Consider the following 21,594-nt stretch of genomic DNA (forward strand, 5'->3'; position numbering starts at 1 on the left):
TAAGCGTGAAACTCGCCTGAAGATGAGACTTCCCTAGGGATTTAATCCCTCTAAAGAGACGTTCGAGACCAGGACGTTGATAGGTCGGGTGTGGAAGAGTGGTAACACTTGTAGCTAACCGATACTAATTGCTCGTGAGGCTTGACTCTATCATTTGAAGGACTTCGTGCATGAGGGCATGTACAGAAGAGATGATAAAAGCTTACTGATGAATACACATCACCAAGATTAAGGCTTTCTGATTTGACAGTTTAATGTCTGGCGGCCATAGCGGGTTGGTCCCACGCCTTCCCATCCCGAACAGGACCGTGAAACGACCTAGCGCCGATGATAGTATGGATACCCATGTGAAAGTAGGACACCGCCAGACGCCCCATAAGAGAAGAACCCGGTTGAGAGATCAGCCGGGTTTCTTGCGTTGTGGCAAGTAGGGGTAGGAGGCAATGATTATAGATGCCTGCTAGCCAAACATAACAGCAGCCTTGGTGCTGCTGTTTGTATTTGAGACCTACAACTAAAATTGTAAATGTAAATATCCCTAGTTCCTTTAAGCGTTTGATATCATAGGTTTCCATACCACCATATTTATCCCGCCATTTATAAAAAATTGAATTACCGATGCCATATTTACGGCAGAGTTCTTTGACCGGGATACCAGACTTGAGTTTCTTTTAAAATAGCTACGATTTGATGTTCAGTCATCTTGTTTATGATTAAATCCTCTGTGGGTTAATGAAGAGAATTTTTTACTTTGAGGTTGTACTATTTTAGGGGATAGTTACATATTAGTCCCTATGAATATGATTAAATATGTTTAATAGTTATGAACTAATCAAATAACTCACCTTATTTGCTTCCGTTGGCATTGGAACTTCCCATTTATTTAATAATCGCTGAATGGTTTTGTTTGGCAATGTAGTATCTCGCGCCGAATTACGGCGATACAACTCTTTTTCTGCTTGTTCCAGATAGACGATTTCCACATTCGCATGATAAGCATAAAGCAAGTCAAGCGCTTTTTGACGCATCTCCTGCGATAAATGGGTTGCATTCCAAATAAAAGGTTGTTTTTCTCTTAACCATTGTTTGACCTTTGCTAGCACAAATTGCATAACAAGTCTCTCGTTTTTGCCATGCTTTAATTTTAGCTCAGATCTGGCATCATCATAGGAAGCAACAGCCCAAGTTGGGTAATGCTTTCTGATCCAACTATTTTTACCCGAGGCTGGTAAACCAGAGAGCATAATTACGTTAGAACCTTCTTGCGGAAATAATGAATAATCAGGTAATACATTACTGCCTCGAAAATATTGTACTCGAGTATAATCATCAACAAATTGGCGAGGGTGATGTAAACATCCCTCTTCAAGCGCTAGTTGCTTAAATAATTCGACTTCATCGAGTGCTCTTTTTTTATCAGCACAAATGCGACCCTTCATATCCGCTTTTGCTTGCAGACATAACATCCAAATAGGCAATTGCCATGATAAACGATGAATTAAATATTCAGGCGATCTATTTCTATGCGTATCACTTAATGCAAAAAAAGGCACTTGATGTACGCTAATGATTCGGCAGATTTGCTCGCGTAAATCAAATGGTACACCCATTCGCCATAATAAAATGCGACTACGAATCTCTCCTTTTTTGGAGTGCCTTGGTTGCGTAATTTTACCTGTATTTTCATCAATAACCGTGGTTTCAGGCTTAGCGATATCATGTAACAAAGCCGTCATAAATAATACAAACTGCTCATCTTGTGTTGCGTTGGTAAACTCTTCTTCCGCTAATAATGCACGCACTACCATTTGCGTATGAACCCAAACGTTACCCTCGCCATGGTGTGAGGGATCTTGTGGAGTGATGATTAAGTCATTCAACTCAGGAATACACGTTAACCATGGGCTAAAATCATCGGTTGCCAAAGTACTCGCTATTTGTTTTTTTAATGATTGGTAATTCATTATTTACCTCCATTTAGGCATCGATTATTCCAATTCACCGTTAATTGTGGACTATATAGCTCAGCATTTTGAGCCAATTGATTTGGAATAAAAGGCTGTTCACTATGGTGCTGACCTGCATCTAAAATCGCCTGAACAAAATCTTGCCTAACCCATTTTAAGCGATCAATCGTTTGCTCTTCTGATTCGATTTTAAGATATAACCCTTCCATCAAATCAGAATCATCACATTGTTGCCAGGCTTTACCTAGATCAAGTTTTTCACGCGCTACCATCTTTTCAAAACAAGCACGCCAATTGGCGGTTTTAGCTAAAGAGGGGGTAATTAGTGCTAATAAATCGCTTAATTTAGTAGGAGCAACTCCAGCAAACAACACAGGTACCGATAAAATAGGACCGCCAGCTAATAACTGATGTCGCTTTAACGTCGATAAAAAACAGTTTTGTTGCCTATCCCAAATATCAAATTCACAAAAATAATGAGGCAATGCATCATAAAAAATAGCATGTTTTTTATGTAACCATTCGCCATAAAGGATATAACGATCTTCTAGCCGCTCAAGCAACCAATTTTCGTGTACGCAAGCCCAATATTTTAATAGGTTAAATTGCCGCTCCCTAGCGCCACCCATCAAATAATGCCCTCGGGATTGAAGCAATAACTCACCGCTTGCTGAAAAACTAATTGCACAGTTTGCACCATCAAGTTTTTCTTCAACAACAATATATTGACCAGTTAATTGTTTATAAGGACGTTGTCCATGTTCACTATCACCAAATTGTAGTCGTGATCCTTCTAAATGAGGTGTTCGTGGATATTTAATTAATTCTAAATTTTGAATGCAATATTCCATTGTCATAATATTTTCTCCAAAAATAAGGGAAAACCGACAAGGAAAATCTATAAATTGATTTGCAATGAAGAAGCTTAGAAAAAGCTAAGAAAAAGACAATATGATAGAAATACTATGTCGGCATTAAGATAAAATGTGAACTACAGGCATTTTGCAACCTCGTTATAATGAAGTTATTTGATTAAAAAAACGGCGCTATTATCAAGAGTTGCTGATTTATTGTCAAGTTTAATGATAATAAATGCTGAGTTATGTTAAAAGGTAATGATAAATTATTGTTATTCAAAAATAAAAAAATCAATAAAATTAATGTGTTATATTATGTATTTTGGAGTGGTGATTAACACATCAAACAAATTTTTGGACTAGGCTACGTTTAGTCAAGTGGAAATCATAGCTAATGTGTAAAGACCGAACCGCAGTAAATAAAAAATTCAGGAAAATTTATAACATTGTCGTATTAATTCTTCGCGTTATTTACTGTAATTTGAGAAATTGCAGTAATGAATATACATAAAAAAACAAAGTTAATTCCTTATCACTGACAAGAGATATGGCGCTTATATCATAAAGAAAAAATAACCGTCACTGCTTTGGCTAAACGCTTTATGCTCTGTCATCCAATTATTTATAATGGGCTGAAGAAAGTCCGCTTGAAATTTTTTGTTTCTTTAATCAGTAAAAATGAACTTTATAAAACTATCTGTTATGGTACTAAACGTCTGGTTAATGTTGAAGTCCATTGAAGATAAATTAAGACGGCAAGCTATACACTATAATAAAACCTATCTAAGTGAAATGTTGCATGTCGACACCAAGCGTTTACCTTTACTTAAAAATGAAACAAAATACTAGAGAATATTTATTTGTCGGCATTGATGGTTTATCACGTGAGCTCTATGTGGGCATTTACTCGACAAATCTTAATTTAGCTAAGTGCAGTTTTTACAAAATGATGTGTTAGCCTAATGTCATTATAATATTGAATGTGTCTATTTTAATAATGAACGTGAATTGGAATGGCAACACATATTCAAATAATAAAATTAAGGGGTAGCTATACTGAAGTTGTTTTTTTATTTTAGTACTTATTAATTTGAATAGTGCCATTGTTTTTTTTCTAGTAATTAATCTGAATATAAATAACTTTAAATATTTTGATTTTTTAATTGCTTATGTTAAATATGAAATTTTTAAGATCAGGTATTAAATTATTTTATTTTGTCAATATTAATGCTGTTTGGTAAGCTATGATTTTTCTTTAAACTAAATGTGTAAAGGGATGTTTATGAAAGATGTGAGAGAGCTGGTTGAGGCTGAGTTAGGTACTTTTGTTCAATTGCGACATGATATTCATCAACACCCTGAATTGGCTTTTGCTGAGAATCGAACCAGTGATTTGGTTGCTGGTTTGTTGGAGCAATGGGGTTATACGGTTGAGCGGGGCATTGGTGGTACTGGTCTGGTTGCTCAACTTCGTGTTGGTAATGGTTCAAAGTGTATTGGTATTCGAGCCGATATGGATGCGTTGCCGATCTCTGAGGAAAGCGGTGTTGCTCACACTAGCAAGCATGCGGGCAAGATGCATGCCTGTGGTCACGATGGGCATACTACTATGTTGTTGGCCGCAGCCAAGGTATTGGCGGGCAGAAAGTCGTTTAATGGTACGCTGAATTTGATTTTTCAGCCGGCAGAAGAGTATGGCAAATCCGGTAGTGGTGCGATGCGGATGATTGCTGATGGTCTGTTTGAGAAATATCCGTGTGATGCGGTATATGGGATGCATAATATGCCGGGTTATCCACAAGGGCAATTGCATTTTTATGCTGGATGGATGATGGCTTCTTCTGATGTGGTAACAATTACGCTTAAAGGGGTAGGTGGCCACGGTGCGAAGCCGCATAATACGCACGATCCGATTGTGGCTGCTTCTTCTATTGTGATGGCCTTGCAGACGATTGTGTCACGTAATGTGAATCCACTGGATTCTGCTGTGGTGACTGTGGGTATGTTTCATGCCGGTGTGGCTAATAATGTGATTCCGGAACAAGCCGAATTAAAGCTGACCGTGCGTTGTTTTAAACCAGAAGTACGCAAGTTATTACAAGAGCGTATTGTGGCGATAGTACAGGCTCAGGCACAAAGTTTTAATGTGGTGGCTGAGGTGGATTATCAGCATGGCTATGCTCCTGTATTTAATACTACTAAGGAAACGCAGTTTGCGCGTCAGATAGCACGCGAGGTGGTGGCTGAGGAGAATATTGTCGACCAGACTGAACCAATGGCCGGCAGTGAAGATTTTGCATTTATGCTGGAAAAATGCCCGGGAAGCTATTTGTTTATTGGTAATGGTTTAAAGGAAGTGGATGCTGCTTCTGGTTTTGATTTGCATAATCCTTATTATGATTTTAATGATAAGAATATTGCCATTGGTGCGACTTACTGGGTAGCGCTGGCAGAACGTTTCCTGCAATAAATCCGATTGTGAATTTTTATAGAATAAAGGGAGTATTGATATGAGTACGGGACAAGTGGCGGTTGAACACAACAAACCACCGGCGAAGTCGATTGCGGCAGCGGTGGCTGGGAATGCACTGGAATTTTACGATTTTATTATTTATTCGTTTTTTGCAGTGCATATTGGTGAATCATTTTTCCCCGCAAATGATGGATACATAAGTTTGCTGTCTGCACTAGCTGTGTATGGAGTGGGGTTTTTTACGCGGCCGTTGGGTGGTGTACTTATTGGTGCTTATGCAGATAAAAAGGGACGTCGGGCAGCAATGATGCTGACGGTGGCATTGATAACCTTAGGTACGCTTGGGTTAGCGGCTACGCCCAGTTATGAAAAGATTGGGATTGCTGCGCCGATTATTGTGGTTATTGCGCGCATGATTCAGGGGCTAGCTTTGGGCGGTGAGGTTGGTCCGGCTTCTGCGATGCTGATTGAATCTGCGCCGCCAAATAAACGTGCATTTTATGCCAGTTGGCAGATGGCCAGTCAGGGGCTTGCGGTAATGGTTGCCGGTTTGATTGGTTATGCTGTTTCCAGTACTTTGACGCGAGAAGAGCTGGGTGCGTGGGGCTGGCGCATACCTTTTCTGGTGAGTCTGGCTCTGATTCCGATTGCTCTGTATATTCGCCGCGCTTTGCCGGAAACTCTGGAAGAGCCAACATATCACAATGATACTGAGATGCTAACGATAATATTCACCCGCTATAGAAAAGAGGTAATATTGGGCATCATGGTGTTGATGGCAACTGCTATTACTGCTCAGGTAGGCAATTATATGACTACTTTTGCTATCAATACGCTGAATTTTAACCCAAAGATTGCACAAATCTGTACTATTTCAGGTGGGTTGATGATGTTTCTGTTTTCTTTGCTGGCGGGACTTCTGGCTGATAAATATGGCCGTAAAAGCATTATGTTATGGCCACGTGTGGCTTTGATGTTGCTGATTGTGCCAATGTTGTATTTGCTGGTGAAAACGGAAAGTGTGGCAATGCTGTTAGTGGTGACGATGATGGTAACGTTGTTAACTGGTATGACTGGTGCCAGTAGTCTGGTAGCGATTCCGGAAATGATGCCGATTGCACTGCGCGCCACCGGGGTATCAATTGTTTATGCTATTGGTGTTACGTTGTTTGGCGGTACAGCACAGTTTATATTTGCTTGGTTGATTAAGCATTTCGGTGCGTTATCATTGGCTTATTATATAGTTGGTACCAGTGTATTATCTATTATCGCGATTTTGATGATGCCGGAAACGCGTCATGTTAATGTTAAAGATTAAATTGGCTGTAAGCTGATATAAAAAAGCCAGCAGATTTTGCTGGCTTTTTTGTGGCTGGGGTTAAATAACGCTTTTAACTACATCGACAACTTGATCAACTGTGAAGCCGAATTCCTGAAACAGCTGCTCTGCTGGTGCGGATTCGCCAAAACGGTTGATGCCGATAATAGCACCATCGCTACCAACATATTTGTACCATGAATCACTTACGCCGGCTTCTATGGCAATACGCGGTAAACCGGCAGGTAGTACGCTGTCACGATAGGTTTTGTCCTGCTGATCGAAGATATGGGTATTGGGCATGGATACGACGTGAGTGGCGATACCTTGTTCGGCCAGTTTGGTTTGGGCATTGATGGCCAGCTCAACTTCGGAACCTGTGGCAATGAGTACTGCCTGTGCAGATTTTTCGGAGGCTGCTTTCAGGACATAGCCGCCACGGCGGATATTGGCCAATTGCTGGTTATCACGCGGTATAAATGGCAATCCCTGACGGCTGAATATGAGACAGCTAGGGTGATTGTCTGCGGCTACAGCATCAGCCCAGGCTACTAGTGATTCGGCGCTGTCGCAAGGACGCCATACGCTCATGTTGGGAATCAGGCGCAAGGTAGCGATTTGCTCAACTGGCTGATGTGTTGGGCCGTCTTCGCCTAAGCCGATAGAGTCGTGTGTAAATACAAATATCGGGTTAATTTGCATCAGCGCAGCCATGCGCAGGGCATTGCGTGCATATTCGCTGAACATCAGGAAAGTAGCGCCAAATGGTTTGATACCGCCGTGCAGGCTCAGGCCGTTCATGATGGCTGCCATACCAAATTCGTGTACGCCATAATGGATGTAGTTGCCACCGCCTGTGGCTGTGACTGCGGTACTGCCTGACCAGTCGGCGAGGTTGCTCCGACTTCTGCGATGCTGATTGAATTTGCGCCGCCAAATAAACGTGCATTTTATGCCAGTTGGCAGATGTCCAGTCAGGGGCTTGCGGTAGTGGTTGCCGGTTTGGTTGGTTATGCTGTTTCCAGTAATTTGACGCGAGAAGAGCTGGGAGCGTGGGGCTGGCGCATACCTTTTCTGGTGAGTCTGGCTCTGATTCCGATTGCTTTGTATATTCGTCGAGCCGTGCCGGAAACTTTGGAAGAACCAACACACCATAGTGGGTCTCAGATGATAGAGGTAATATTTTCTCGCTACAGCAAAGAGATAGTGTTGGGAGTTATGGTGTTGATGGCAACTGCTATTACCGCTCAGGTAGGCAATTATATGACTACTTTTGCTATCAATACGCTGAATTTTGATCTAAAGCTTGTACAATGTACTATAGGAGAATATGATGAGCTATGGCTTTAATGAATAATTCAATTTAACCCCCAAAAAATTTATAATATGAGCGAATTACATGGAAAAAACAAATAATACATTTCCCACATTGAGCCTTCTTGCTTTAGCAACAGCACTGTTTATTTCAATTATGACAGAAGCTTTGCCTGCTGGTTTTTTACTATTAATAAGTGAAGATCTAAGTGTTACAGAAGCTCAAGCGGGTCAATTAGTGACTCTCTACGCATTAGGTTCTCTACTATCAGCTATCCCATTAACAATTGCTACACAAAGTTGGAATAGAAAAAAATTATTAGTAACAGTTATACTTGGTTTTGGCATTACTAATTTTATGACTGCATATTTTCTGTCTTTTACTATGATATTAATAGCTAGATTTTTAGCTGGTGTTTTTGCTGGTCTTTTATGGGCAATGGTGGCTGGTTACGCAACAAGAATAGTTAGTGATGATAAAAAAGGAAGAGCAATAACTATAGTTATGCTAGGGGTTCCGATAGCCTTATCTATAGGTATTCCATTGGGCACATTAATAGGTCAGTTAGTCGGTTGGAGATTAACTTTTCATATAATTACAATAATCTCTTTGTTGTTGGTCATTTTGATATGCCTAAAACTACCTAATTTAGAAGCATTAAAAACGAAGAAAAAGAATCCCATTTTTTCTGTATTATCTATACCTTATGTAAAATCGATCTTAGTAATAAATTTTATTTTCGCTTTTGGTCATAATATTTTTTACACCTATATATCACCATATTTACAACTTTCAGGAAATGAAATGAATGTCGATGTTGTTCTATTTATTTTTGGCATTTCATCGATTATTAGTATTGCTATTGTTGGGATATTTATTGATAAATATTTACGTAAGTTGATTATTTTATCTCTTAGTTTTTTTGCTATCTCCGGATTATTATTTTATGTTTTTGATAACATTTATTCGTTAATCTTAGTTTCAATTGTTGTATGGGGATTGGCTTTTGGAGGTGGAGCAACATTATTTCAAACAGCATCAGCAAAAATAACAGGAGAATCTGCTGATATTGCACAGTCTTTACTTGTATCACTTTGGAATTTGGCAATAGCTGGTGGTGTTTTTTGTGGCGGAATGCTGCTAAATGTTTTCGATGCAAGAGTATTACCAATCATGATGTGTATTTTGTTGGTATTAGCTCTTTTTATGGTTTTATTTGCTGGTAAACTTGGTGTTGGAAATGCAAGCGGAGACGATAATGTATCTAATTGATCTGCATGTTCACACTTTAGCAGGCTGTCATGGATATAGTTCAGTATACGAAAATATAATGTTTGCTAAAAAAAGAAAAATGGAACTGATTGAAATTACTGATCACGGGCTCGGGCTGGATGATTCTCCTCATCGATGCCATTTCTTAAAAATGATGAAATGGTGCTAAATACAAGTGGAAGTAAAGTAATCGATTTTTTTAAGTATAAAAAATAAATATTTGACCCTGTAAATAAATTTATTTTTCATCTCATTAATAAAAGTAAGAGCATCAGCACCTGCTCTTTCTTCATTCCAAGACATTCCTATTTCCCATTTTGATCCTTTTCCCATGAGTTCATGATATTTAATTTTTGATTTAATATTATGAACTAAATTATTAGGTAATATCGTTACATTTGAATGTAAATTGGACATAGATATAGTGTTGTAAACATTATTTGTGTAATGTACCTGTGGAAAATTTAGTGAGTTTCTTGAAAGAAATTTCGAAATTTTTTGAGATAGTTCAAAATGTGAATCACAATTTGGTAAACAAAGAGTATTTTTATCTAAAATTTGATTAATATCATTAAAATTATTAATCTGAAAATTGTCTTTTCGATTGGATATAATTACTAAATGGTCTGTGTCTATCTCTTCATATTTTATTTGTTTATTGACAGGCTTTTCCATAAAAGCTATATCTAACTCTCCAGATAATAGCCTTTTTTCCTGCTCTGCTGAAGCCAACTCATGTATTTGAATTTTTATCATTGGATGGTGTTCTGTATATCTATTTATCATTTCCGGTAATATATTTATAAAGGAAAATGTATGTCCGATATTCAAAACACCCGTTCTACTTCAGGTGGGTTGATGATGTTTCTGTTTTCTTTGCTGGCGGGACTTCTGGCAGATAAGAATGGCCGTAAAAGCATTATATTATGGCCACGTGTGGCAATGCTGTTAGTGGTGACAATGATGGTGACGTTGTTAACTGGTATGACTGGTGTCAGTAGTCTGGTAGCGATTCCGGAAATGATGCCGATTGCACTGCGCGCCACCGGGGTATCAATTATTTATGCTATTGGTGTAATTTATTTGGTGGTACTGCGCAATTTGTACTGACTTGGTTGGTTAAGCATTTTGGTGCGATATCATTGGCTTATTATGTGGTTGGTACCAGTGTATTATCTATTATCGCGATTTTGATGATGCCGGAAACGCGTCATGTTAATGTTAAAGATTAAATTGGCTGTAAGCTGATATAAAAAAGCCAGCAGATTTTGCTGGCTTTTTTGTGGCTGGGGTTAAATAACGCTTTTAACTACATCGACAACTTGATCAACTGTGAAGCCGAATTCCTGAAACAGCTGCTCTGCTGGTGCGGATTCGCCAAAACGGTTGATGCCGATAATAGCACCATCGCTACCAACATATTTGTACCATGAATCACTTACGCCGGCTTCTATGGCAATACGCGGTAAACCGGCAGGTAGTACGCTGTCACGATAGGTTTTGTCCTGCTGATCGAAGATATGGGTATTGGGCATGGATACGACGTGAGTGGCGATACCTTGTTCGGCCAGTTTGGTTTGGGCATTGATGGCCAGCTCAACTTCGGAACCTGTGGCAATGAGTACTGCCTGTGCAGATTTTTCGGAGGCTGCTTTCAGGACATAGCCGCCACGGCGGATATTGGCCAATTGCTGGTTATCACGCGGTATAAATGGCAATCCCTGACGGCTGAATATGAGACAGCTAGGGTGATTGTCTGCGGCTACAGCATCAGCCCAGGCTACTAGTGATTCGGCGCTGTCGCAAGGACGCCATACGCTCATGTTGGGAATCAGGCGCAAGGTAGCGATTTGCTCAACTGGCTGATGTGTTGGGCCGTCTTCGCCTAAGCCGATAGAGTCGTGTGTAAATACAAATATCGGGTTAATTTGCATCAGCGCAGCCATGCGCAGGGCATTGCGTGCATATTCGCTGAACATCAGGAAGGTAGCGCCAAATGGTTTGATACCGCCGTGCAGGCTCAGGCCGTTCATGATGGCTGCCATACCAAATTCGCGTACGCCATAATGAATGTAGTTGCCACCGCCTGTGGCTGTGACTGCGGTACTGCCTGACCAGTCGGTGAGGTTAGACGGGGTGAGGTCGGCAGAACCACCGACAAATTCAGGCAGGATTTGTGCCAGAATCTCGATGCTATTCTGACTAGCTTTGCGGGTAGCCACTTTTTCTGCCTTGCTGCAAACATCGTTTAGTGCATTTTGGACGTGTTCGGTAAAGTTTTCTGGCAGTTTGCCATCCATGCGGCGGATAAATTCCGCTGCTTCGGTTGGGTATTGTTGCTGGTAGCGGCTAAATAAATCCTGCCACTGCTGTTGCAGTTGTGCACCAGTGGCGGCAGCATTCCACTCGTCATAGATTTCTTGTGGAATAGTAAATGGTTCATGCGTCCAGTTCAGGGCTGTGCGGGTAGCCGCAATTTCTTCGGCTCCTAACGGGGCGCCATGGGTTTTATGGCTGCCTTCTTTATTGGCTGCGCCTTTGCCGATTCTGGTTTTGCAGCAGATAATTGATGGTTTGTCGGTTTCAGCTTTGGCAGCAGTAATGGCGGCACGGATCGCTGCTTCGTTATGGCCGTCTACGTTGGCAACGGTGTGCCAGCCGTAAGCAGCAAATCGTTCGGGAATATTTTCGCTGAACCAGTTATCTACTTTGCCGTCGATGGAGATGTTGTTGTCGTCATACAGCACAATCAGTTTGCCCAGTTTCAGGGTGCCGGCCAGTGAGCACACTTCGTGGGATATGCCTTCCATCAGACATCCATCGCCAACGAAAACGTAGGTATGGTGATCAACGATGTTAAAGCCGGGTTTGTTAAATTGGGCGGCGAGGATTTTTTCTGCCAGTGCCAGACCAACGGCATTACCGATTCCCTGTCCTAATGGGCCGGTGGTGGTTTCTACGCCATCGGTATAGCCATATTCTGGATGTCCGGGGGTTTTGCTGTGCAGCTGCCGGAAGTTTTTCAGGTCTTCGATGCTGAGGTTGTAGCCGCTCAGGTGCAGCAGGCTGTACAGTAGCATGGAAGCGTGACCGTTGGAAAGAATGAAGCGGTCGCGGTTGTAGAATTTGGGGTTGGCTGGGTTATGTTGCAGGAATTCGCGCCACAATACTGTAGCCATTTCGGCCATACCCATTGGTGCGCCGGGATGGCCGGAGTTGGCCTGTTGAATTGCGTCCATTGTTAGGAAGCGAATTGCATTAGCAAGATGTGATGCCATGAAGTTGCCTTTTGATGAGGGAAATAGGTGGTTGCAATAGCTATGTAAAGTAATGTGCTGAACCTTGCTGTGTGAGACAGGGTTTATCCAGTGTGGATTATCCTGAATCTGGGCAAACCTATCAAGGAAAGTGTGTTTGTTGTACTTATGCTGGTTATGGGTAGCTGGATATTTTTGATAATAAAAAATAATAATTGCATCAGTGTCGTTTATGTTTTATGCTTTTGGCAAATTCTATGTGCCGCTATTTGATGCTGAAACTCTTTAATCAGGTTTGACGGGAGATATAGAGATGCAGAAAATTTTTATGATTATGGTATTATTGTTTGGCATGGCTCCGGTTTGGGCTGCTGTGAATATTAATACTGCATCAACGCAACAGTTGCAATCATTACCGTATATTGGTGCAGTCAAGGCTCAGGCAATTGTTGATTATCGCAATACACATGGTTCTTTCCATTCTACAGAAGAGATTATGCGCGTAAAGGGCATTGGTAAGGCAACTTATGAGAAGTTGCAAAATGATATCAGTGTTAGCGGTGTAACAGTAAAGCCTACTGCATCAACTTCTAAACATCGTGGTGCATTACCGGCCACTGTTGCCAGATAATGGCCTGTGGTGTGCAGGCTGTTAATTGCTAAAAATGTTTGCTTTGATGTGGTGATAGAAGTTTTCTGCCTGTGCTGACAGTTTGCGCTCTTTATGCTTAATCAGATAGATGGAGCGTTCCAGATTCATATCTTTGATATCTTTAACCACTAGGTTTCTGTGCTCAAATTGAAATAGTGTCAGTCTGGGCACAAGACCAATGCCGTAGTTAGCTGCCACCAGTCCCATCATGGTGGTAAGCTGGCTAACTTCTAATACATAGTTAATCCCAAATAAATCAACAATTTTGTCCACGTAATGACGGATGCTGGTACCTTTGGTAAAGCCTATCATGTCATATTCAAGTAAATCTTTTAATTCAATGTTTTCTTTGCTGGCCAGTGGGTGGTTGATATGACAAATGAGATGAAATTTGTCTGAAAAAAGAAATTCAGAAGAAATTTCAGTCAGGGACGGGGATTTTGCGGTTAAGGCCAGTTCTGCGTGTCCTTGTAGTAGGGCTTGCAGACACAAATCCCATTGCGTATCGAGCAATTCAACTTTGATATTGGCATGCTGGTGATGAAATGTGGCTAAAAGCTGTGAAACCCATTGTACGACGATGGATGGCATGACGGCCACAACCAGTTTTTCTTGGTGATTGTTGGCATGCGAACGTATTTCTTTGGTGGTACGTTCGTAGGCAAACATGAGTTCGCGTGCCAGTTTGATGAAGTGGATACCGCTTTCATTCAATTGAACTTTACGTGTATCTCGGTCAAACAGGCGATAGCCGATTTCCTGCTCCAGATTAGCGATGAGACTGCTGAATGCAGGCTGAGACAGATGAATCTTTTGGGCTGCCCGGGTGAAGTTGTCTTCTTCTACCAGTGCCAGAAAGGCTTTTATCTGTTTGATTGATATATTCATATAGCATTAATTGCCAATATTTTAATTCTTGAACCTTTCACAATAGCATATTAATTGTAAGGATAATTTGAAGTTTATCAAATTTTCTATAGGTTGCCGGATTAATTGGTTTTGCTTATTAATCCATCTTTATTATCGATTAGACAGGCAGGGACGTTATGGTGAGAATGCTGGTGCTTTCTTGGATATTTTTTCTTTATTTATAACGACCCAAAAAGGGGGCATTTATGCTGGCATTAATAGGCATATTGACTATTGCAACTTTGCTATTTTGCATTATGAGCAAGCGATTATCGCCGATAGTCGCTTTGATTATTATTCCTATTCTGGGGGCGGTGGCAGCACTTTATATTGTACCGTTGTGTCAGAGTGGTCTGGGGGCAATGCCAGATTACACTACTATTCCGAAAATGGTGCTGGCAGGGATAGGCAAACTGGCACCGATGGCAGCAATGTTTGTGTTTGCCATTATTTTCTTTGGTGTGGTGAGTGATGCGGGTATGTTTGATCCGATTATTGCCAAAATTCTGAAGGTTGTGGGAACCAGTCCGAAGAAAATTATTATTGGTACTGGTGTTCTGGCGCTGATTGCTCATCTGGATGGCAATGGAGCGGTGACTTTTCTGATTACTGTACCAGCCATGCTACCTCTGTATGACAAACTGGGTATTGATAAAAGAATTCTTGCCGGGATTACTGCTCTGAGTGCTGGTGTGAATTTTTTACCGTGGACTGGCCCGATGATTCGTGCAGCAGGTGCCTTAGATGTGACGACGCATGAGCTGTTTACACCATTGATTCCGGCGCAGATTTGCGGATTGGCGTTTATGGTGTTTATGGGCTGGTACTGGGGGCGTAAAGAAGAGAAACGTTTGGGTCTGACTGGTTCGGGTGCTGGTGCTTCTGGGGAAGATACAGAAGCGGTAACGCATTTTGCACCCAAGGAGCTGACTGAAGAGGAACGTAAGCTGCGTCGTCCGCATTTATTCTGGCCGAATATTATTCTGGTGATTCTGGTGATTTTGGGGATGGTAATCACCAAAATAGCGCCAGTGGTTATTTTTATGGTGGCCTGTTGTATTGCACTGACGCTGAATTATCGTAAACCGGCTGAACAGTCTGCACGAATTAATGCTCATGCCAAGGGCGCATTGATGATGGCATCGATTCTGTTTGCCGCGAGTGTGTTTACGGGCATTATGAGTGAGTCTGGCATGTTGAAGGCCATGGCGGTTTATGCCGGCCATTATGTACCTGATGCTCTGTCTTCACATATTCCGTTTATTGTTAGTCTGGTAGCGATGCCGCTGAGTTTGGTATTTGATCCTGATTCTTATTATTTCGGCATTATGCCGGTGGTGGCAAATATTGGCGGATTCCCACCAATTCAGGTAGCACAGGCTTCTTTGTTGGGACAGATGACGACTGGTTTTCCGGTTAGTCCGCTGACTCCTGCTACGTTTTTGTTATGCAGTTTGTGCGGTGTGGACTTGGCTGACCATCAGAAATTCTGTATTCCGATTCTTTGGCTGGCTTCTATCGTGATGGCGATTGGCGCGGTGTTAACTGGGGTATTCCCGATATAAATAGGCTGTTTTGATTAGTTGAATGTGAAAGAGGTATGACCTATGAAAAAAATCAGGATTGGTTGTGGTGCCGGATATGGTGGTGACCGGATTGAACCGGCAGTAGAGCTGGCTGAAAAAGGGGATATTCAGTATTTGGTGTTTGAATGTCTGGCAGAGCGGACGATTGCGATTGGCCAGCGACAGAAAAAACATAATCCGGAAGCTGGCTTTAATGAATTATTGGCAGCGCGTATGCAGGCGGTATTACCGGCCTGTCTGGAAAAGGGTATCAAAATTGTTACTAATATGGGTTCGGCCAATCCGCGTGCGGCAGCCAAAGTAACAGCCGAGATTGCGCGTTCGCTGGGGACAAAAAATCTGAAAATTGCCATTATCGAGGGCGATGATGTTTATGAACAGGTAATGCAGCAGGATTTGCCGCTGGATGAGCTACAAAAACCGGTTTCGCAATGTGGTAAGAAAATTGTTTCTGCTAATGCTTATATTGGTGCGGAACCTATGGTTCAGGCTTTGGATAATGGTGCTGACATTGTGATTGCCGGCCGTGTTTCTGACCCATCTTTGTTCCTGTCAATCATGATGCATGAGTTCAAATGGGGTGCTGAGGACTGGGTTCATCTGGGTAAGGGTACTATCCTCGGGCATTTGCTTGAATGTGCTGGCCAGATTACTGGTGGTTATTTTGCTGATCCGGGCTATCGTGATGTGCCTGATCTGGCACGTCTGGGCTTTCCGATTGCTGAAATCAGTGCCGATGGTGATGCGGTGATTACTAAGGTTGAAGGTTCTGGCGGTATGGTGACGCCTGATACCTGCAAGCAACAGATGCTGTATGAAATTCATCGCCCGGATGAATATAAAACACCAGATGTGATTGCTGATTTCTCTAATATTACTTTCACTCAGGAAGGTAAAGACCGTGTTGCGGTTACTGGCGGTACTGGCCGTGCCCGTCCTGAAACACTGAAAGTATCAGTAGGCTATGAAGATGGTTTTATTGGTGAAGGGGAAATGAGTTATGCCGGTCCGGGCGCTGTAGAACGTGGCAAACTGGCTCTGGATATTGTTAAAGAACGCTTTGCCATTTCGAGTGTTACACCACAGGAAGTGCGCTATGACCTGATTGGGGTTAATTCTTTGCATGGTGCCACTTTATCCTGCAACAGCCAGCCTTATGAAGTGCGTGTCCGTGTTGCTGGCCGTTTTGCCACTAAGGCTGAAGCTGCTGTTGTCGGTAATGAGGTGGAAACCTTGTATACCAATGGGCCGGCTGGTGGCGGCGGTGCTATGAAGTCGGTTAAGGAAATTGTAGCAATGGACTCAACTTACATTTCCCGCGATCTGGTTAAAACCAATATTGACTATCTGGAGGTTTGATAATGAAGTTACGTGAAATTGCACATTCCCGTACGGGTGATAAGGGTAATACCTCAAATATTTCGGTAATTGCTTATCGGCCTGAAGACTATGAGCGTCTCAGAACGGCAGTCACGGCAGAAAAAGTAAAAGCGTTTTTTGCGGATATTGTGACCGGTGACGTGGTGCGTTACGAATTGCCGAATATCGGTGCGCTGAATTTTGTGATGTATGGTGCTTTGGGTGGTGGGGTAACCCGTACGCTGGCTCATGATATGCATGGCAAAGGGTTGAGTGCAGCGATTCTGGACATGGACATTGAGTAATTGCTGAACTGCTGGCGGTGCTTTTCCGGCACTGCCGGCAAGGCAATGCGATATGCCCTGATGTGCTCGTTGACTGGATAGGTGGTTACTTATTCTGTTCGGTTTTTTGTTTATCTCAGGTTAGAAGAGTATGAAAACGAAACAGCTCAGTTTGGCAGATGTGAAAAATCATCTGTGGGATGGCATGACTATTATGTTTGGCGGTTTTATGGGGGTTGGTACGCCCGCCAAATTGGTACAGGCAATTCTGGATGCAGGGGTTAAGGATTTAACGATTATTGGCAATGATACTGCGTTTGTAGAAACCGGTGTTGGCCCGCTGATTACGCATAATCGAGTTAAAAAGGTTATCACTTCACATATTGGTACCAATCCGGAAACCGGTAAGAAAATGATTGCTGGCGAGATTGAAGTGGAACTGGTGCCACAGGGAACATTGGCGGAGCGGATTCGTGCGGCTGGTGCCGGTTTGGGCGGGGTGCTAACGCCAACCGGACTGGGTACGGTCGTTGAGGAAGGTAAACAGAAAATTGTTGTGAACGGGCGGGAGTTTTTGCTTGAGTTGCCGTTGCACGCTGATCTGGCCATTGTAGAGGCAAAAACGGCAGATAAGCTGGGTAATCTGGTGTATGAACTGTCGGCGCAGAATTTTAATCCGTTGGTAGCACTGGCTGCGAAAACAGTGATTGTCGAAGCCAATAATATGGTTGAAGTGGGCGAGATTACGCCAGATGCAGCCATTACCCCAGCGGCATTGGTTGATTATATTATTTATCTGGAATAGGGGAAGAATCACCATGAATGCAAAAGAGTTAATCGCACGCAGAATTGCGATGGAATTTAATGATGGGGATGTGGTGAATCTGGGCATTGGTCTGCCGACTCAGGTGGCCAATTATGTGCCGGAAGATATTCATATTACTCTACAGTCTGAAAATGGTTTTCTGGGACTGGCGGCGCTCAATCCGGATGCGGCCAATCCTAATCTGGTGAATGCCGGTGGGCAGCCGTGTGGGATTGCTGCCGGTGGTTGTACTTTTGATAGTGCATTTTCATTTGCACTGATCCGTGGTGGTCATATTGATGCGTGTGTGCTGGGCGGGCTGGAAGTTGATCAGGAAGCCAATCTGGCAAACTGGATGGTGCCGGGCAAAATGGTGCCGGGTATGGGCGGTGCAATGGATTTGGTTACTGGTTCACGTCGGGTAATTATCGGTATGGAGCACTGTACCAAACATGGTGAATCGAAAATTCTGAAACAGTGCACGCTGCCGCTGACGGCAAAAAACAAGGTTAATCTGATTGTCACTGAACTGGCAGTGTTTGCCTTTGCTGACGGACAACTGGTTTTGCAGGAACATGCACCGGGTGTTGATCTGGATACGATTAGAGCTAAAACGCAGGCCGAGTTTGTGGTAGCTGAAGATTTTCGTGAAATGGCAATTAGTCAGCGTGGTTTGTAAGCCAGAAAACAGTCAGGTTGAGGAGTGGATATGGAAAGTGCAGTTATTGTCAGTGCGGCGCGTACGCCGGTAGGCAGTTTTAATGGTTCATTGGCCAGTGTGGGTACCGTAGATTTAGGCAAACTGGTAATTGCAGAAGCAATCAGCCGTGCCGGTGTTGGGGGTGCTCTGGTTGATGAAGTGATGATGGGCAATGTGTTGCAGGCAGGTCTGGGGCAGAATCCAGCACGGCAGGCAGCGCTGGCCGCTGGGCTGGCTGATACAGTGCCAGCTTATACAGTCAATAAGGTATGTGGTTCTGGATTGAAAACGGTGGCACTGGCAGCGCAGGCCATTGCTGCCAGAGATGCTGAGGTGGTGGTGGCTGGTGGCATGGAAAATATGAGCCGGGCACCGTATCTGCTTGATAGCCGTGCACGCTGGGGCTATCGGATGGGTAATCAACAGCTTATCGATACTATGGTACATGATGGGTTGACTTGTGCTACCAATCATTATCATATGGGGATTACGGCGGAAAATATTGCGCAGAAATACCAGATTAGCCGTCAGGAGCAGGATGAGCTGGCTTTACGTTCGCAGCAGCTGGCCGCACAGGCAGTGGCTGCTGGTGTGTTTGATGCCGAAATTGTGCCGGTGACGATTAAGTCGCGCAAAGGTGATGTTGTGTTTGCGCGCGATGAATATCCGCGTGCTGAGGCAACTGCTGAGGCGCTGGCTAAATTAAAGCCGGCTTTCAGTGCCGATGGTACGGTTACTGCGGGTAATTCGTCCGGTATTAATGATGGTGCGGCCGCTGTGGTGGTTATGTCTGAAAGCAAAGCCAAAGAACTGGGGTTACAACCTTTGGCACGTATTCGCAGCTATGCCAGTGCTGGTGTGAGTCCGGCACTGATGGGGCTGGGGCCGGTACCGGCTACGCAGAAAGCATTACAGAAAGCTGGCCTGACTTTGGCGGATATTGATCTGATTGAAGCAAATGAAGCTTTTGCTGCCCAGTTCCTCGGGGTAGGCCGTGAGCTGCACTTTGATATGGATAAAACCAATGTTTATGGCGGAGCGATTGCCATTGGCCATCCGATTGGTGCCAGTGGCACGCGCATTCTGGTGAGTCTGCTGTATGGTATGCAGGCCAGAGATGCGCAGCTTGGTTTGGCTACGCTGTGTATCGGCGGTGGTCAGGGTATTGCTATGATTGTTGAACGGATGTAATGCTGTAGATTCAATGTGATGCTGCCTTAATAACAGACCATATAACACAAGTGTTATATGGTCTGTTTTTGCGTCTGGACGGGCATCGGCTAACTATTTACCAGTTGGAAAATTTGGTTGGTAAGGGCTATTTTTTTGTTGGCTATCATTTGTAGGATATTAGCTTCACTCATGTGATGAGTTTAGTTGGTCAAGGCATATTTAGGTTTATTATTTATATATTTACAGATTAAAATCCAGTGGGAGGGGGTGTTCAAAAATCTATGCTGCTATGAATTATTGATTGCTGTTTTTTGAGGAGATAACACAAATGAAATTTCTAGTACTTACTACAGCATTAGTTATTTTGTCTTTTACAAGTCAGTTTTCGGAAGCCAGGTCAAACACACAAACAGATGATGCTATCAAGCAAAAAATAATTGATGCATCAATACAGCAGTATCCCAGTGTTTGCGCTTGTCCCTACAATACTGCCAGAAATGGTAGTTCCTGTGGAAAAAGAAGCGCATGGAGTAGGCCGGGTGGATATTCGCCCATTTGCTATAAAAATGAAGTGACCTCTGAAATGATTGATGCATGGAAAAAATCAAATCAATAATGATGTGTGATAGGAGTCAGTCTGCATCAGATTTTGTGTAAATAGTTTTCTATAAATAATCTGACGCGACTATCAAAATTAATCATAAACCCATTCATAGCCGATCTCTAGCTATGAATTGGCATTGTCTGTTATTGCGAAGTATTTATGTATATGGCATTAAAAATGCTTTTTTGCCCACTCAGATGAGTGGTAGTGTTTCAGCTATTTATTCTCAAAGTAAATTTCGCCAGTATGTATGCTGCTCATTAACAGGCCGGCACTTCATTTGCCGCAGGTAAGACTGTGACAGGCATGCAGTGACAGGTTATTCAGTTCTAGCCAAGTTTAAGCTTACCGCAAAGACAGCAACCATTTTGTGCAGACATTAATTATCTTCCTAGGGCTGAAAAGCCCGTAGTGTAACTCTGTAAACTGTTTTTTATATCAGCCGGTGTTTATATTCAGATGGCTGCGATATACAGGGCGATGATACACACAACGCCGAATCCCCAGATGCAGGAGCGGGCAAAGGATTTGTCGTTGATATAGCAGTAAAAATAACCCAGACGGCTGAGGATAAACAGGACGCTCCAAAAATTGATGGTGAACTGGGCAGCATTTTCGGTGGCATGGGCTATGATGACAGCGGCAGCGAATGGGGCAAAAATTTCGTAACCGTTTTGCTGGGCAGCGTTAGCGCGTGCGGCTTTGCCTTCAGCTTTGGCCAGAAATTCACGTGGCTGATGATTGTCGTCGGAGCCAAAACCACCACTTTTTTTAGCATAGGAAGCGGCAATCCATGGCAGTAGCATAGCAATTAAAACACACCAGTAAGCGAGAGTCATAATGTTTTTCCTATTTGTGTATGCGATTGTCTTGCAGTGAGATAAGTTAAAGGCGAGGGTGGGATGAAGTCATAATGGTTTTATCCTGCTTCTGACTTTACCCTATGGATAAATTATAAGATAATTTAAAGTTTTTCAAGTTTTTTGTGGTTTATAACTATTTCATCTATTTGATGCGCTGGTGATGTGGTCATCTGGCAAGTATGGGGCAGTATGGCGATTTT

19 protein-coding genes, 2 rRNA genes and 2 pseudogenes are annotated in these 21,594 nt (G+C 42.8%); 15 read left to right on the plus strand and 8 right to left on the minus strand.

The window, feature by feature from the left end; translation table 11 throughout:
* A 23S ribosomal RNA gene (locus MJ764_RS04245) occupies positions 1–149 on the plus strand; the annotation flags it as partial.
* Between the two features lie 108 nt (positions 150–257).
* Positions 258–370: ribosomal RNA gene (rrf, locus tag MJ764_RS04250) — 5S ribosomal RNA — on the plus strand.
* A gap of 169 nt (positions 371–539) precedes the next feature.
* On the opposite strand, the pseudogene MJ764_RS11605 reads toward rrf, so the two are convergent.
* The 3 genes and pseudogenes from MJ764_RS11605 to MJ764_RS04260 all read right to left on the minus strand — a co-directional run.
* Positions 540–702, minus strand: a pseudogene (locus MJ764_RS11605) (transposase); the annotation flags it as partial.
* A gap of 119 nt (positions 703–821) precedes the next feature.
* Positions 822–1,964 (minus strand): AAA family ATPase, encoded by a 1,143-nt coding sequence (locus MJ764_RS04255; protein ID WP_239324934.1) that lies wholly within the window; start codon positions 1,962–1,964, stop codon positions 822–824.
* Positions 1,964–2,824 carry an RNA ligase family protein gene (locus tag MJ764_RS04260; RefSeq protein ID WP_239324935.1) on the minus strand — a complete coding sequence of 287 codons (861 nt, stop codon included), beginning with the start codon at positions 2,822–2,824 and terminating at the stop codon, positions 1,964–1,966. Before MJ764_RS04260 ends, MJ764_RS04255 begins: the two co-directional genes overlap by 1 nt.
* 1,282 nt (positions 2,825–4,106) lie before the next feature.
* On the opposite strand from MJ764_RS04260, the gene MJ764_RS04265 reads away from it, so the two are divergent.
* Complete coding sequence (locus tag MJ764_RS04265) at positions 4,107–5,294, plus strand: M20 aminoacylase family protein (protein ID WP_239324936.1); 1,188 nt, start codon at positions 4,107–4,109, stop codon at positions 5,292–5,294.
* Between the two features lie 40 nt (positions 5,295–5,334).
* Entirely contained in the window at positions 5,335–6,615 is a 1,281-nt protein-coding gene (locus MJ764_RS04270; protein WP_239324937.1) for an MFS transporter, read from the plus strand.
* Between the two features lie 60 nt (positions 6,616–6,675).
* Here the strand turns inward: MJ764_RS04270 and MJ764_RS04275 are convergent.
* Positions 6,676–7,515: pseudogene (locus tag MJ764_RS04275) on the minus strand (transketolase-like TK C-terminal-containing protein); the annotation flags it as partial.
* Between the two features lie 12 nt (positions 7,516–7,527).
* Here MJ764_RS04275 and MJ764_RS04280 point away from each other — a divergent pair.
* Both MJ764_RS04280 and MJ764_RS04285 read left to right on the plus strand, forming a co-directional pair.
* A complete protein-coding gene (locus tag MJ764_RS04280; RefSeq protein ID WP_239325272.1) occupies positions 7,528–7,965 on the plus strand; it encodes an MFS transporter in 438 nt (145 codons plus the stop codon).
* Between the two features lie 49 nt (positions 7,966–8,014).
* A complete protein-coding gene (locus MJ764_RS04285; protein WP_239324939.1) occupies positions 8,015–9,202 on the plus strand; it encodes an MFS transporter in 1,188 nt (395 codons plus the stop codon).
* Between the two features lie 165 nt (positions 9,203–9,367).
* On the opposite strand, the gene MJ764_RS04290 is transcribed toward MJ764_RS04285, so the two are convergent.
* Positions 9,368–9,988, minus strand: a complete 621-nt coding sequence (locus MJ764_RS04290) for a LysR family transcriptional regulator substrate-binding protein (RefSeq protein ID WP_239325274.1) — start codon at positions 9,986–9,988, stop codon at positions 9,368–9,370.
* A 30-nt stretch (positions 9,989–10,018) separates the two neighbouring features.
* Between MJ764_RS04290 and MJ764_RS04295 the strand changes: the two genes are divergently transcribed.
* A complete protein-coding gene (locus MJ764_RS04295) occupies positions 10,019–10,312 on the plus strand; it encodes an MFS transporter (protein WP_239324941.1) in 294 nt (97 codons plus the stop codon).
* A gap of 182 nt (positions 10,313–10,494) precedes the next feature.
* On the opposite strand, the gene tkt is transcribed toward MJ764_RS04295, so the two are convergent.
* Entirely contained in the window at positions 10,495–12,480 is a 1,986-nt protein-coding gene (gene tkt / locus MJ764_RS04300; protein ID WP_239324942.1) for a transketolase, read from the minus strand.
* Between the two features lie 292 nt (positions 12,481–12,772).
* Here tkt and MJ764_RS04305 point away from each other — a divergent pair, with 292 nt between their 5' ends.
* Positions 12,773–13,090 carry a ComEA family DNA-binding protein gene (locus MJ764_RS04305; protein WP_239324943.1) on the plus strand — a complete coding sequence of 106 codons (318 nt, stop codon included), beginning with the start codon at positions 12,773–12,775 and terminating at the stop codon, positions 13,088–13,090.
* Between the two features lie 21 nt (positions 13,091–13,111).
* Here MJ764_RS04305 and MJ764_RS04310 read toward each other — a convergent pair whose 3' ends face one another.
* A complete protein-coding gene (locus MJ764_RS04310; protein ID WP_239324944.1) occupies positions 13,112–13,999 on the minus strand; it encodes a LysR family transcriptional regulator in 888 nt (295 codons plus the stop codon).
* 227 nt (positions 14,000–14,226) lie between these two features.
* On the opposite strand from MJ764_RS04310, the gene MJ764_RS04315 reads away from it, so the two are divergent.
* The 7 genes from MJ764_RS04315 to MJ764_RS04345 all read left to right on the plus strand — a co-directional run bounded on the left by MJ764_RS04315 (position 14,227) and on the right by MJ764_RS04345 (position 20,543).
* Positions 14,227–15,585: a CitMHS family transporter gene (locus MJ764_RS04315; protein ID WP_239324945.1), complete on the plus strand. Its 1,359-nt coding sequence runs from the start codon at positions 14,227–14,229 to the stop codon at positions 15,583–15,585.
* Positions 15,586–15,627: 42 nt separating this feature from the next.
* Positions 15,628–16,965: an acyclic terpene utilization AtuA family protein gene (locus MJ764_RS04320; RefSeq protein ID WP_239324946.1), complete on the plus strand. Its 1,338-nt coding sequence runs from the start codon at positions 15,628–15,630 to the stop codon at positions 16,963–16,965.
* A gap of 2 nt (positions 16,966–16,967) precedes the next feature.
* Positions 16,968–17,270, plus strand: a complete 303-nt coding sequence (locus MJ764_RS04325; protein WP_174828386.1) for an AtuA-related protein — start codon at positions 16,968–16,970, stop codon at positions 17,268–17,270.
* A 130-nt stretch (positions 17,271–17,400) separates the two neighbouring features.
* Positions 17,401–18,054 (plus strand): acetate CoA-transferase subunit alpha, encoded by a 654-nt coding sequence (atoD, locus tag MJ764_RS04330; protein WP_239324947.1) that lies wholly within the window; start codon positions 17,401–17,403, stop codon positions 18,052–18,054.
* A gap of 13 nt (positions 18,055–18,067) precedes the next feature.
* Entirely contained in the window at positions 18,068–18,733 is a 666-nt protein-coding gene (locus tag MJ764_RS04335; protein ID WP_239324948.1) for a 3-oxoacid CoA-transferase subunit B, read from the plus strand.
* A 30-nt stretch (positions 18,734–18,763) separates the two neighbouring features.
* Complete coding sequence (locus MJ764_RS04340; RefSeq protein WP_239324949.1) at positions 18,764–19,945, plus strand: acetyl-CoA C-acetyltransferase; 1,182 nt, start codon at positions 18,764–18,766, stop codon at positions 19,943–19,945.
* A gap of 310 nt (positions 19,946–20,255) precedes the next feature.
* Entirely contained in the window at positions 20,256–20,543 is a 288-nt protein-coding gene (locus MJ764_RS04345; protein ID WP_239324951.1) for a hypothetical protein, read from the plus strand.
* A gap of 443 nt (positions 20,544–20,986) precedes the next feature.
* Here the strand turns inward: MJ764_RS04345 and MJ764_RS04350 are convergent, their stop codons facing one another.
* Positions 20,987–21,370 (minus strand): MAPEG family protein, encoded by a 384-nt coding sequence (locus MJ764_RS04350; protein WP_239324953.1) that lies wholly within the window; start codon positions 21,368–21,370, stop codon positions 20,987–20,989.
* Between the last annotated feature and the right edge of the window lie 224 nt (positions 21,371–21,594).

Source organism: Snodgrassella gandavensis, assembly GCF_914768025.1.
GTDB lineage: Bacteria > Pseudomonadota > Gammaproteobacteria > Burkholderiales > Neisseriaceae > Snodgrassella > Snodgrassella gandavensis.

Bases quoted from the DNA above. Each gene is read 5' to 3' on its own strand.
- MJ764_RS04255 (WP_239324934.1), bottom strand. From the start codon at position 1,964: ATGAATTACCAATCATTAAAAAAACAAATAGCGAGTACTTTGGCAACC.
- MJ764_RS04260 (WP_239324935.1), bottom strand. From the start codon at position 2,824: ATGACAATGGAATATTGCATTCAAAATTTAGAATTAATTAAATATCCA.
- MJ764_RS04265 (WP_239324936.1), top strand. From the start codon at position 4,107: ATGAAAGATGTGAGAGAGCTGGTTGAGGCTGAGTTAGGTACTTTTGTT.
- MJ764_RS04270 (WP_239324937.1), top strand. From the start codon at position 5,335: ATGAGTACGGGACAAGTGGCGGTTGAACACAACAAACCACCGGCGAAG.
- MJ764_RS04280 (WP_239325272.1), top strand. From the start codon at position 7,528: ATGCTGATTGAATTTGCGCCGCCAAATAAACGTGCATTTTATGCCAGT.
- MJ764_RS04285 (WP_239324939.1), top strand. From the start codon at position 8,015: ATGGAAAAAACAAATAATACATTTCCCACATTGAGCCTTCTTGCTTTA.
- MJ764_RS04290 (WP_239325274.1), bottom strand. From the start codon at position 9,988: ATGATAAATAGATATACAGAACACCATCCAATGATAAAAATTCAAATA.
- MJ764_RS04295 (WP_239324941.1), top strand. From the start codon at position 10,019: ATGTCCGATATTCAAAACACCCGTTCTACTTCAGGTGGGTTGATGATG.
- tkt (WP_239324942.1), bottom strand. From the start codon at position 12,480: ATGGCATCACATCTTGCTAATGCAATTCGCTTCCTAACAATGGACGCA.
- MJ764_RS04305 (WP_239324943.1), top strand. From the start codon at position 12,773: ATGCAGAAAATTTTTATGATTATGGTATTATTGTTTGGCATGGCTCCG.
- MJ764_RS04310 (WP_239324944.1), bottom strand. From the start codon at position 13,999: ATGAATATATCAATCAAACAGATAAAAGCCTTTCTGGCACTGGTAGAA.
- MJ764_RS04315 (WP_239324945.1), top strand. From the start codon at position 14,227: ATGCTGGCATTAATAGGCATATTGACTATTGCAACTTTGCTATTTTGC.
- MJ764_RS04320 (WP_239324946.1), top strand. From the start codon at position 15,628: ATGAAAAAAATCAGGATTGGTTGTGGTGCCGGATATGGTGGTGACCGG.
- MJ764_RS04325 (WP_174828386.1), top strand. From the start codon at position 16,968: ATGAAGTTACGTGAAATTGCACATTCCCGTACGGGTGATAAGGGTAAT.
- atoD (WP_239324947.1), top strand. From the start codon at position 17,401: ATGAAAACGAAACAGCTCAGTTTGGCAGATGTGAAAAATCATCTGTGG.
- MJ764_RS04335 (WP_239324948.1), top strand. From the start codon at position 18,068: ATGAATGCAAAAGAGTTAATCGCACGCAGAATTGCGATGGAATTTAAT.
- MJ764_RS04340 (WP_239324949.1), top strand. From the start codon at position 18,764: ATGGAAAGTGCAGTTATTGTCAGTGCGGCGCGTACGCCGGTAGGCAGT.
- MJ764_RS04345 (WP_239324951.1), top strand. From the start codon at position 20,256: ATGAAATTTCTAGTACTTACTACAGCATTAGTTATTTTGTCTTTTACA.
- MJ764_RS04350 (WP_239324953.1), bottom strand. From the start codon at position 21,370: ATGACTCTCGCTTACTGGTGTGTTTTAATTGCTATGCTACTGCCATGG.